Consider the following 12,173-nt stretch of genomic DNA (forward strand, 5'->3'; position numbering starts at 1 on the left):
GGGTTCAAGGATGAAGTGCGACTTGCGATAGATACCAATGGGTTATCGCTCGCAAGGAATGTTCATGAGACGCACCTACTCCCAGATCGATATGGATGAACGTCGTAGGATCGCTCGCTGGCGAGCAGCCGGCCTGAGCGTCACCGTCATCGCCGAGAAGCTCGGACGGCATCGCTCGACGATTTTCCGCGAGCTCAAGCGCAATGCTTTTGAGGATCCGCAAATGCCGGATCTGAGCGGCTACTATTGCGTGACCGCCAACGAGATGGCACGTGAGCGCAGAGCCAAGCTGCGCAAGCTCGCCCGGTTCTCCCATGTGCGCCAATCGGTGATCGAGCGGATCATCCATGGCTGGTCGCCGCAGCAGATCGCCGGCCGCATGCGGCTGGAGCGCCATCCGATTTGCGTCAGTTACGAGACGATCTATAAGTTCGCCTATTCCGCAGACGGCCAGGCTATCAAGCTGTGGCGGCACCTGCCGGAGCGTCGTGCGAGACGTCGGCCGCGGCATGCCCGACGGCGTCACGGTCGCCGCTTCAGCCCGGAACTCAACATTCTTCATCGTCCTGGCACTGTCGCCGAACGCAAGCAGTTCGGGCACTGGGAGTGCGATCTCATCCAGTTTCGCAAGAAGTTCGGCACCCGAGCGCAGCCGCCTAATCGTCGTTTCTTTGTTTCCGAACGCTTGCAAGAATGCATACGGAAACTCGGCAGAATCGAACGCATGCTCAGCGAGAGCTGAGATAGCCTCTTCGATCTCAACGGCGTTCATGCTGTCCCTTCCCCCAATTCACTTCTGACCGGAAACGGTCCCCTCCACCGAATCAGGGAACCTGGTGATCGATCGCCTCGCCCTTGTACGCCGTTCGCCGGCTTGGATGAACAAGATGTACATGTTCCATGTCACCAAACTTGGGGATTGCTAATGCGTTGAGAACAAGCAGCGACGCTACTGATCGCGCATGATCTAAATCGCATGGAGCTTCTTCGCTTTGTCGTTGCACTTCAAGCCCCGATTAAACTTCAATCGTGTGCCAATCCATTAGTCCGGATGCGCTAGATCGAATCGGATGCCAGATGCGCATGCGCGCGATCACGTCTTCAATTTGCGAGCTCATCGCGGGCTGCCGTCAGCGCCAGCGGAGATGCTGAGTGTCGCATTTCTAACTGGCTGGCGCCGCCGCATCTCTAATCAGCTTTCTGCGTGCTCCGCATGCAGGCAGCTCTCATCCGCCCCCTGCCGGTGCTTGCTCGCGGCAGACGGCCGGATGCCAGTAGGCCGATACGGTTCTCTGGTCAGCGGCCTCAGCTTTCCCGCAAGCCTCTGCGAAAGGCTGCCCGGAAAGGTTCGATCATGTAGTCGAAGGCGGTTTGCTCGGCCGTCACGATCAAGACCTCCGCAGGCATTCCCGGAACGAGGGAAAGGCTTTTGTCGAGAGAGGCAAGCTCTTCGTTCGGCACCTCCACGCGTGCGAGATAGTAGGCTTGGCCTGTCGCCTCGTCGACGATGCGATCGGCAGAGAGAGTTCGGACCACGCCTTGCACACGGGGCAAGCCCCTGTTTGAAAATGCGGTGAGGTGAACAGTCGCGGTAAGCCCCACCGTCACGACATCGATATCGCCAGGAGCTATCCGCGCGTCTATGAGTAGCCGCTCCTCCGTCGGCACGATCTCGAGGATCGGTTCGCCGGGCAGGATAACCCCGCCGACCGACTTGAAATGCAGATTCACGACCTTGCCGCTTACCGGAGCGGTCAAGGTCGTTCGATTCAGGACGTCCTGGCTAGCATTGAGGCGCTCGGAGACGCTCGCCAGCTCGGCCCGCACTCTTTCGAGTTCCGTCGACGTTTCCTCCGAGCGCATGGCGCGGAGTGAGATGCGTTGGGTCTCGATCTCGCCGATCTTCTGCCTGATCTCGGCGATCGAGCCGAGATACCGACCGCGTTCGCCCTGGAGGGCGGCTTGGAAGCGCTGAAGCGTAAGTATTTCTGGCTCGGTGACAAGCGCCTTGCCGAGCAGTTTCCCCTTTCCTAAAAGCTCCTTCGCGATAAGTTCGATCTGCCGGTCGGCGCTTTCGACTTGTGCCTCCAAGGCGCTGATTTGCTCCCTCAACTGTTTCTCCCGGTCGTCGAGAACCTGCAGCTGGGCTGCAAATGACGCACGGCGCATTTCAAAGATCGAGATCTGCCCCTGAACGACCTCGCGCAGCCCAGGATCGCCCTCGGCCAACATTTCCTTCGGGAAGAGGACCGCATCGTTGCCCGCCTGTTCCGCAAGCAAGCGCAGCCGCGTTGCCACAAGGGTTCTCGACTGCTCGAGAAGCAGTTCGTTTGCCGCGGCCGCCTGAGTGCTTTGAAGGACCACGATCGGGTCGCCGGCCCGCACTAAATCCCCGTCCCTGACTTTCAGCGCCTGAATGATGCCGCCTTCCAGGTGCTGTACGGTCCGCCGGCTTCCGTCCGGGCTGATAATGCCGGGAGCTATCGCTCCGGCCGCGATCGGGGCAAGCAGCGACCACGCAAGGCCGCCAAGGATGAAGATGACGATTACGGCGAAACCAAGCCGGACCGGACCCTTGATCACCTCGCGCACCGTGAGGGATTCCGGCAGGGCCTCTTGGCGTGGCATCCTGTTCCCTGGAAGCGCAACTACATTCGACCGGCCGTTTGCCACGGGGATTGCCTTCCCATTTGAGGATATTGAGAGGTCAGGGAAATTCTTGTCGTCCGTACAGTTCATTCGCCGATCCTTTCGGTGAGGCGCGGCGGAGCCGCGGCGGCATCGCGCAGTTGCGGCTCCAGGCGCTTTGACTCACCGCCAGCCAACTGAAGCCTGCCGAGGACATCTTCACGCGCGCCGAAGAGTTCGACGCGCCCTTCGCGGAGGAACAGGATCTTGTCGGCCTGAGCCAGGGTCGAGGGGCGGTGGCCGACGATCATGAGGGCGGCGCCGCGCTCCTTCAGCGTCCTCACCGCGGCGGCGAGCGCTGTCTCGCCGGACTGGTCGAGATTCGCGTTGGGTTCATCCAGGATGATGATCTTGGGATTTCCGAACACGGCACGCGCCAGGCCGATGCGCTGCCGCTGGCCACCTGAGAGCCGTGCGCCTGCATCGCCGATCGGCGTCTCGTAGCCTTGTGGAAGGCGCTGGATCATCTCGTGGGCGTGCGCCAGCATCGCTGCCTCAACGACTTCGTCGTCGTCCGCCCTGGCCATGCGTGAGATGTTGTCGCGGATGGTGCCGGAAAACAGCTCCACGTCCTGCGGCAGGTAGCCGACATAGCGGCCCAGCTGTTCCGGGTTCCAGTGGTGGAGTTCGGAGCCGTCGAGCCTGATTTCTCCACCCGACGGTGCGGCAATCCCGGCAATCAGGCGACACAGCGTGCTCTTGCCGCTGGCCGATGGTCCGATCACCGCCAGGGCCTCGCCAGGCGTCAGGCGGAAACTGACATCATCTATAACGTGGGTCTTGGTCGCGGGCGCGGCGTAGGAGACATGCTTGAGGGAGATGTGTCCGTGGGGTTCCGGCAGGCGTGTCCGCTGTGCTTCGACGGGGATACCCTGCAGGCGCGACTTGAGGCGGTCATAGGCGATCCGCGTCGCCAAGAAGTTCCGCCAGCTTCCCATCGCGACTTCGATTGGAGCGAGCGCCCGACCAAGGAGGATCGAAGACGCGATCATGGCGCCGCCAGTCACTTCTCCGTTCAGAACCAAATAGGCGCCAAGCCCGAGCGTGGCCGACTGGACGAAGAAGCGTAGGAACTTGGTAAACCCCAGTATCGCGGCGCCGCGTTCCGACGAGGAACGGGTTGCATCGAGCGAGGAAGCGTTGCTCGCCCGCCAGCGTTCGAGCAGTCCGGGGAGCATTCCCATCGCGCGCACCACTTCGGCGTTCCGGATCGTTGACTCAGCCTGCTGGAATGCCGCGATCTGCTTGGTGCTGGCGGTCTGGGACGCTCGCCGCGTCGTCAGCTCGTTGAGCAGGGTGAGCAGCGTCAGAAGCAGTGCCGCGCCGACTGCAAGGGTTCCCAGCGCCGGATGGAGCAGCCAGATGAGGGCGAGGAAGACGGGCGTCCACGGCGCGTCAAAAAGCGCGGTCAGTCCTTGCGAGGACAGGAAGGACTGCACCTGGGCGAGATCGCGCAGAGGCTGTGCGCCGGCATTGTCGCCGACTAGCCGGGCACGCACCCCACCCGAGATCAGCACTGGCCCCAGCCTGTCGTTCAGCCAGCACCCCATCCTGACCATCACCGAGCTGCGCAGGCTGTCGAGCACGCCCAGGACAAGCAGAGCGCCCCCGGCGAAAACCGTCAGTAGGACGAGCGTCTCTACCCGGCCGGACACGAGAACACGATCGTAGACCTGCAGCATGTAAAGCGGCGACGTCAGCATCAGCACGTTGATGGCGAAGCTGAACATGGCGAGCACCAGGAGAGACGAGCGAATTTGTCCTGTCGCGTAATCCAGGTCCGTCTTGCTGCGCCGACGCTTGTCGGCCGATGCTTTTGCTGCCATTCCCCAATCCCCCTTCTTGGCTCGATCTCAAGCAATCAGAGCCGGATCGATGAACAGGTCGTTCGCAATGAGCGTATTGAGCGCCGCGCCCGCCTGGGCCTGGCTGACCGAACTCTGGGCGCCCAGAGCGACGTATGTCTGATGGGTGGTACCGGTAAACCGGCCGGCCCATGTTGCCACGCCGCCGATGCTGATCGCGGTGAGCGCAATCCCGCCTGTTGCGTTGAGACTGTTCAAGAAGAGATCTTCACCGGTCTGATAGTCGGCAATCACATTGCCTGTGCCGCCAAGAATCCGGTACGTATCCTGACCGGCCAGGCCGCCATCGGCGATTCCATCGCCGAACAAGGTCTTGGCGCCGGTTCCCGTTGCCGAGAGAATGTCGGCGCCACTGCCACCCCGCATCTGGTCATTGCCGGAACCGCTGACCAGCTTGTTGGCCGCGGTGCTTCCGAACAGTTGATCGCTGAAATTCGAACCGATGACGTTTTCCGTCTGCAGGAGCAAATCTCCGTCGGCTTCGCCCCCTTGGCTGAGACCTCCGGATGTTCCGCTGAAGAGGCGCGCCAACACTCCGCCCGTGGAGGCGGAATAGTCGATCGTGTCGATGCCTGCTCCGCCGATGATGATTTCTGTGATCCCGCCCGCGGATGAGCCGCCCGCGCCGCTGCGGAAAGTGTCGTTTCCGCCGCCGCCGTCGAGACGGTTCACGCTGGCATTGCCGACCAGAAGGTCGTCGAAATTGGAGCCGATGAGATTCTCGATCGTGCTGAGCTGGTCGCCCTGCGCATCGCCGCCGTTGCCGAGCGCCGCGCCCGTATTGTCGAGGACGATTGTAACGCCAGCGCCGGAGGTCTGATAGAAAGCAGTGTCGGTTCCAGCGCCGCCAATTAGCACGTCCGCGCCCGCGCCGCCTATCAGCACATCGTTCCCCGCGCCACCATCGAGTCGGTTGGCAACCGATGCACCAATTAGCTGGTCATCGAACACAGAGCCAATGATGTTCTCCATCGTGACGAGGACGTCGTTCTGCGCGTCGCCACCGCTCGAAAGTGCCCCACTGGTTTGACTGTCCGACAGCCTGGCAATCACGGCAGCGCCTGAAGTCGAATAGTCGGCCGTATCGATGCCTTCGCCGCCGATGAGGAATTCGGTTCCCGTGTTGGCGCCGCCGCGTATAAAATCGCTCCCCGCGCCGCCGTCGATGCGGTTCGTCAGGGCGTTACCGGTCAAAATGTCGTCAGCGCCCGAGCCGATCAGGTTTTCGATCGAAGTCAGTATATCGCCTTCGGCGTCACCGCCGACGCCGAGCGCCGCGCCCGTGTCGTCCAGCGTTATGGAAACGCCCGCAGCGGAGGATGAATATTCGGAGGTGTCTGTCCCGAGTCCGCCATTGATGAAATCCGCGCCACCGCCGCCCATGAAGGTGTCGTTGAGTTCGCCGCCGTTCAGCGTGTCGACAAAGGCTGAGCCGATGATCCGCTCGATGAGCTGAAAGGTATCTCCCTCGGCATCGCCACCGGTTCCGGTTCCGATTGCCAAAGGATCAAGCACGGTCGTGTTTAGGTTGATGGTGACGCCGACAGCTGACGTCGAGTAGTCGGAGGTGTCGAGTCCTCCCTGGCCGACGATCTGGTCGGCTCCGGCGCCGCCGGTGAAGGTATTGTTGTTGCCGTCGCCGACCAGAATGTCGTCCTGACTCGAGGCCATGATGTTCTCGATGTTCACCAGAACGTCGCCGGCCGCCGCGCCGCTGACGACGCCAGTTCCCAGATTGATCCCGACGGCGCCGCCAGCGGCATAGCTCACGGTGTCGTTTCCCGCGCCGCCATCCATCTGGTCGGCCTCAGTGCCAGTTAACATCATGTCGTCGCCATCACCGCCATTCAGAATGTCGCCGCCGTTAAGGGGATCGCCGTCGCCACCGCCGCCGTTCAGGACGTCGTCGCCAGCGCCGCCGTTCAGAATGTCGTCGCCGGAGCCTGCCAGGAGCTCGTCATTGCCGTCGCCACCTTCAAGAATGTCATTGCCGATCGAAGCGTTGAGGAAGTCGTCGCCAGCGGCGCCGCGTAGGGTGTCGTTGCCAAGGCTCGCCAAGAGGGTGTCGTTGCCAGCGCCGCCGTCGAGCACGTCGTCACCGTCGCCGGCGTTGAGCAAATCGACGCCGTATCCGCCATGCAGCACGTCGTTGCCGAACCCGCCGATCAGAGTGTCGTTGCCGCCGCCGCCGTAGAGACGGTCGTTGCCGAAGCCGCCGTCAAGGACATCATCGGCTCCGACCTCGTCCTCATCCACCCCGTCCGGAATGCCGTCCATGTTCTCGTCGTCCGGCAAACCGTCCATATCGACGTCTACTATGCCGTCGCCTACGAGGAGATCGTTGCCGTCCATGCCGCGCAGGATATCCTCTCCGGCATTTCCGACGAGTTGGTTGTCGAGTCGATTGCCGGTGAGCAGGTCGTTTCCGGCTGAGCCAGTCAGGTTCTCGATGCTGCTCAGCGTGTCGCCGGCGGCGTCGCCTCCGTAACCGCGTGATGTCCGGCTGGGGTCGGACGGAAGCGAAACTGTCACGGCAAGGACGGAGATGGAATAATCGGCGGTGTCGATGCCCGCCCCGCCGTTCAGCATGTCCGCGCCAGCGCCGCCCCGCAAGACATCGTTGCCCGCATTACCGTTCAGGGTGTCGATGCCTGCACCGCCGTCGAGAAAATCATCGGTCCCGGCCGCATTCAGCTTATCGTTGCCTGCGCCGCCGTCGAGATAGTCATTGCCGGTGCTCGTGGCTGCCAAGGTGATGTCGTCGTTGCCATCGAGGCCCTCTATCCGGAAGCTGCCATCGGCCGCATGCGTATAGGTGTTGCCGCTGTTGGTGAGCTGGACGAGCGTGTAGGCAGGCGACGAAACCAGTGCCGACGTCGTGGCAAGGCTCGTGAAGGACTGCTGCGCCACCGGACCGACATTGGAGGACGGCGCATTGATCGACGGCGATGCGGTATTGGACGATACGGTCGATGACCCACGGGATTTCGAAATACGAGCCACTTTGCCCTCCTCTATGTCGACGTGCCTCTCGGCGTGCTCTGGACGGTATGCTAGGGGGCATTTGCCCGGACCGACACAACGCGTTGGTGGACCATTCTTCGGGCGTACACCCTTGGTGGGGTGGGTAATCCCAGGCGCCCCACACGCAAAAAAGGGACCCTGCCATAAGCAGGGTCCCTCACGCTCCGGAGAGTTGGGGCCAGCCGCTTCCCGGAGCGACAAGCTCGGCTTCGCTTAGGCGACCGCGGAGTGGCCCACAGCGGTGATCGACGACAGCTCGTCTTCAATCACGAGGACAACCAGGTCCAGCTCTGTGGAGGTATCTTTGCCGATGGCCTCAACGTCGATCGCAAAGGTCGCTTCGTTGCCGTCAATGTTGACGTCGACCCAGTAGTCGACATTGACATCAACGTCTTTGTAAAAGTCGATGTCGACGTCGGATTCGAATTCGAATTCCACGTCGACGTCGATTTCCTTCTCGAATTCGAATTCATTGGGATCGCACCAGTAGGACATAGTTTCACTCCTTTAGCGTGGTTATGTCAGGCTCCTGCGCTGACATGGGAAGATTAAGTCTGGTGTGAAGCGGAAGCAAAGAGGCACTAGGCGTACAAAACTAAGGGAGTATTCGTATACGCTTTGTAACACTATCGAGAAAATATTGCCGCTATCCGATGCATTGCGATGAAAGAACTCGCTACGTCCAATTTACGATTTCGAAAGCCAGGATTATATTTAAAAATACGTGATAGAACGCGCTCGTGCGCGATTTATCCAACCATTCACCGACGAGGGTTTCTTATCCAATGGCGACGACGACAACCGAGGTAACAGTGGAAATCTGATCCTCGACAACGAACGCATCGGCGGACACCTCAGCCCGCGTGTCGGAACCGAACGCATAGGCCTCGATATCGAATGCCGCGAAGTTTCCGTCGATGTCGACGTCGTAACCCAAGCCCCCCTCGACGTCAGGTTCGTCGCAGCCGCATTCGGGCGAGAGGTAAGGCTGCGCATACTCCTGCGGAAGCTGTGTTTCGGGAACGTACTCCGGAACCGCTTGCTCGGAGCCGGCACCTCCGCCGGCTGAAAACTGCAGCGCATGAACGCTCGCCGAGACTTCCGACACGGTCGTCGACCCTGTTTCGTCCTGGACCGTATAGGTGGTCGAGTGGCTGCTGCCAAAGTAGATGTCGGCCCCGCCATAAACCTCCATCAGGGCAGTTGCGACCGCGTAAGCATTGCCGTCGGGCGACTGCGCAGCCGCGATTACCTCTACGGAGGCGAACGCGGAGTCAACATATGTGCCGTCGGAAACGGTCGCGTTCACCTCGAGCTCGGCCAACGTATCGATCCCCAAGGCTGTGGCGTCGGCCTGGACTCCCACACCGAACCCTGTGCCCTCGGCGTTTGACAAATCCCCGACGAACACCGTGGTCTCAGAGGCATAGGAGTCGGAATAGGGTTCGCTACCGGCATCGCCGCCTGAGGTCGAAACGCCGGTGCTTACGGTGGATGTACGGGTCGTAGACATGTGCACTCCTCCATCTCGTCTATTGCGTCAAGACACCATACACCTGACGTTGGTGGATATCAGACGTTCAAATGTTGGATACGTCCAATGGTCCTGGAAGGGCCCAAGGCTCGGAATCGCTATAGGTCGTTGTGGGAGGGTCAGGCGAAAGTAGCTATGTCTTTGGAGTGGCGGCGAGGCCGCTTCGCTCGGGCCTACGGAATTCGCCGTGCCGGCCGTTATCCGAGCAAAGACAAAAGGCCGCCGAGTTGCAGGAACAGTTGAGCCTCCTGCACGTCCTGACCGTCGTCGGCCTCAAGCGAGATCGCTCCGAGCAGCGCTCCCGCTTCTGAGTCGCTGAAGATGCCCCTGCGCGGCATGCCGGCGTAACCCGGGTTGAGCGCGAAGAACTCGTCCAACGTCAGTTCGGAGCGGCGGTCAAAAATATCGAAGGTAATCACAAGGTCATCCGCATCTCGCGACGAACGCTGCATGTTGAACGCGCCTCGCCCGAGCGACACGACCTCTTCCAGTCCGGAAATGGCCAGGCGGTCGCCTCCTCCTTTCGAGAAGTCCTGGATCACGTCCCGATCGAAGCTCGCGACGAGAAGGAACAGGTCGCTGCCACTCCCGCCACCATAGACGTCGCGGTCGTCGCCGCGTTGAGCGCCAAGCCGGAAGATGTCGTCGCCAGCGCCGCCATCCAGGCAGTCGCGGCCTTCGCCGCCGCACAGGACGTCGTTCCCGGCCCCGCCGTTCACTGAATCATTGTCGTCACCGCCAAAGAGAAGATCGTCTCCGCCGCCGCCGCGAACCGTGTCGTCCCCCTCGCCGCCGAAGATCCAGTCGGCGCCTTCGTCGCCGTGCAGTCGGTCCGTGCCACCTTCGCCAAGGACGGTGTCGCTTCCCGCCCCTGCGTGAACCGTGTCGCTGCCCCGGCCTGCGAAAATCCAGTCATCCCCGGCACCTGACAGAACATTGTCGCCACCGGCTCCTGCAAAGACGAGCGTGTCGCCGGGCCCGGTGCTGATGCTGTCCGGCCGCGACGACCCGACGATCTCCGTGTAGGCTACTTCGGCGCTGACCGCTGCGGTCGCGGAGACCGTGACCGTGGACAGCGCGTCCTCTACCGTCACCGCATCGGCCTGAACCTCCACGAAACTGTTATCGCCTGCCGCGACGGCATCGACGTTGAAGAACGCCGAATTTCCTTGCAACGCCCCGATGTTCGCGTCCGCGGTGTGGGATTCCGCCCTTTCGACCTGTATCTGGCAACCGAGATCGAACTTCAAGCCGATAGCCGCGAAGCTCAGGCTCGTCGTTTCGGCCATTCCGTCGGAGCCGCTCGCTGTCGCCGTTTCCGTGGACACGACAGACAGATCGGCGCCCGTTATGGCCACGCCTCCGTACGCCGTTGCGAAGGCGGAATTCCCGCGTGCCGCTGCGGCGAAGCCGGCGCTGCCTATCGCGAATGTAGCGAGTCCGCGGTCCACCACCTGAAGGCTGGCAGTGGCCGTGGCCGTGGAGTCCAGCCCGAATGCGTCGGCCCCGCCAAAGACGTTCACGGCAAGCGCCTGTTCGGTCTTCAGTGCCCTTGTGACAACCGACGGACCTTCCCGCGGGCTGCTAAAGTCGTAGGGAGTGCTGAAGTCATACGGAATAAAGTGATGGCAGGGTGACGACCAGATGCCGTCTCCTAACGTGTACGCTCGCATGCTTGGATATCCCTCTAAATCGTGTTCACGGTCGTACACGCGAGGCGGAAAGACATCGGTTCGATCAGCCATGATCCGCGTGAGATTACATTACCGGAAGTATGATCACTCAAATCGCAGTGTGAGTAAGCTATTTGGAGTAAAGCGTGAGAACGGAGAAATCAGCGAACGGGCAGCTAGTACACCTCGCCTGAAGTTACCACTGTTTGGGCTCCGGCTGCGCGCCGGTATTCGGCCGGCTTCCGGCGGCACTTGTGCCTCCGCCACTCTGTTCGATCGCGATGCCTTCGCCCGCAAATGTGGCTGGAGTAACGGCGTTGGACCGGGCGCCGTTCTGGAAGGGCGCGGAGCGACGTGCCTCAGTCAAGACCGCCGCACTGAACAGCGCCGCCTGTGTCCTGTTTGAAGCGCCAAGCTTTCGCATTATCTGCCGGACATGCACCTTGACCGTCGATTCCTCCATATCCAGGTCACGCGCTATATGCTTGTTCGATCTGCCTTGCCGCAGCTGCTCGAGTACTTCGTTCTGACGTGGCGTCAGTCCCTCATTTTCACTCTTATGGTCGTACGCTTGGCTCTTCACAGACCGCGCAGTCGATGGGTAGTGGTGGAGGAGGGCCTCGCGAGGAAAGAACGTTCCGCCACCAAGGATAAAAGTCAGGGCCTGGCGAGCAATTCCAGGCTCCATGCTCGTGGAAAGGAAGGCCTGTTTGCCAATCTGGGCGGCCACGATCGCTTCCTCGGCTTCCATTCTGTCGGAAATGATCGCGCGTGGCGCGTTCGGAAACAGCTCGCGCGCGCTCTTCGCCCAGTTCTGCAGAGCCCCCTCGCGAAGGGACGATCCTCCTACGCTCAATATGACCAATCGTACTACCTCTGCCAACTGACTGTGCGCCGGCATCTCGTCGGGAGAAATTCCAACGGTCTCGAGACCGATCGCACCAGCCCACTCGTCGACCAGTGATGCAATCCCCGCCCGACGTAAGTCCAGTGCGTCGATGACGAGAACGATTCTTCCTTCTGATTTGTTGGACATTGTACTCCCCCATCTACATGGCGTAAGTGGCCAGTAACAAATCCCGTTGATTAAACGATAATCTTAACAAATACTATCCATATTTCTATGGAAATCGTATTAAATGATGTACGATGACAATTAAAGGTCTATTTCGTGCTACGCCTTTCGTTGAACTTAGCCTGCCATACCGGCAATATGCTAATAGTATGACAAATAACTTTCTGCTCTACCCACAGCATAGATTTCTTTATAGCTGCTAACCTATTGTGGTTCCCACCAATACTAGGAAAACCGCCTGTACCTAGCACAGGTTGCGATCAGGAACAACTTCAATTGCAAAGCGCCTTGCTATTTAAAGAGGTCGAGCCTCA

At 60.7% G+C, this 12,173-nt stretch carries 7 protein-coding genes and 2 pseudogenes; 1 reads left to right on the forward strand and 8 read right to left on the reverse strand.

Features of this window, described 5'->3' with window-relative positions; all coding sequences use genetic code 11:
- Positions 1 to 64 precede the first annotated feature (64 nt).
- Positions 65 to 640: pseudogene (locus tag PYH37_RS29940) on the forward strand (IS30 family transposase); the annotation flags it as partial.
- On the opposite strand, the pseudogene PYH37_RS32570 reads toward PYH37_RS29940, so the two are convergent.
- The 8 genes and pseudogenes from PYH37_RS32570 to PYH37_RS29975 form a co-directional block, all read right to left on the reverse strand.
- Positions 638 to 772: pseudogene (locus tag PYH37_RS32570) on the reverse strand (type IIL restriction-modification enzyme MmeI); the annotation flags it as partial. The pseudogenes PYH37_RS29940 and PYH37_RS32570 sit on opposite strands and share 3 nt — an antisense overlap.
- Positions 773 to 1,305: 533 nt before the next feature.
- Positions 1,306 to 2,628, reverse strand: coding sequence for an HlyD family type I secretion periplasmic adaptor subunit (locus PYH37_RS29945; RefSeq protein WP_280736338.1), 1,323 nt, complete (start codon positions 2,626 to 2,628; stop codon positions 1,306 to 1,308).
- 107 nt (positions 2,629 to 2,735) lie between these two features.
- Positions 2,736 to 4,514 carry a type I secretion system permease/ATPase gene (locus PYH37_RS29950; protein WP_280736337.1) on the reverse strand — a complete coding sequence of 593 codons (1,779 nt, stop codon included), beginning with the start codon at positions 4,512 to 4,514 and terminating at the stop codon, positions 2,736 to 2,738.
- A 27-nt stretch (positions 4,515 to 4,541) separates the two neighbouring features.
- Positions 4,542 to 7,556, reverse strand: a complete 3,015-nt coding sequence (locus PYH37_RS29955) for a beta strand repeat-containing protein (protein ID WP_280736336.1) — start codon at positions 7,554 to 7,556, stop codon at positions 4,542 to 4,544.
- Between the two features lie 234 nt (positions 7,557 to 7,790).
- Positions 7,791 to 8,072 (reverse strand): hypothetical protein, encoded by a 282-nt coding sequence (locus PYH37_RS29960; RefSeq protein ID WP_280736335.1) that lies wholly within the window; start codon positions 8,070 to 8,072, stop codon positions 7,791 to 7,793.
- A gap of 283 nt (positions 8,073 to 8,355) precedes the next feature.
- Positions 8,356 to 9,090, reverse strand: coding sequence for a hypothetical protein (locus PYH37_RS29965; RefSeq protein ID WP_280736334.1), 735 nt, complete (start codon positions 9,088 to 9,090; stop codon positions 8,356 to 8,358).
- Positions 9,091 to 9,308: 218 nt separating this feature from the next.
- Entirely contained in the window at positions 9,309 to 10,784 is a 1,476-nt protein-coding gene (locus PYH37_RS29970; RefSeq protein WP_280736333.1) for a calcium-binding protein, read from the reverse strand.
- Between the two features lie 196 nt (positions 10,785 to 10,980).
- Positions 10,981 to 11,820, reverse strand: a complete 840-nt coding sequence (locus PYH37_RS29975) for a response regulator transcription factor (RefSeq protein ID WP_280736332.1) — start codon at positions 11,818 to 11,820, stop codon at positions 10,981 to 10,983.
- Between the last annotated feature and the right edge of the window lie 353 nt (positions 11,821 to 12,173).

The sequence above is a fragment of the Sinorhizobium numidicum genome (genome assembly GCF_029892045.1).
Taxonomy (GTDB): Bacteria; Pseudomonadota; Alphaproteobacteria; order Rhizobiales; family Rhizobiaceae; genus Sinorhizobium; species Sinorhizobium numidicum.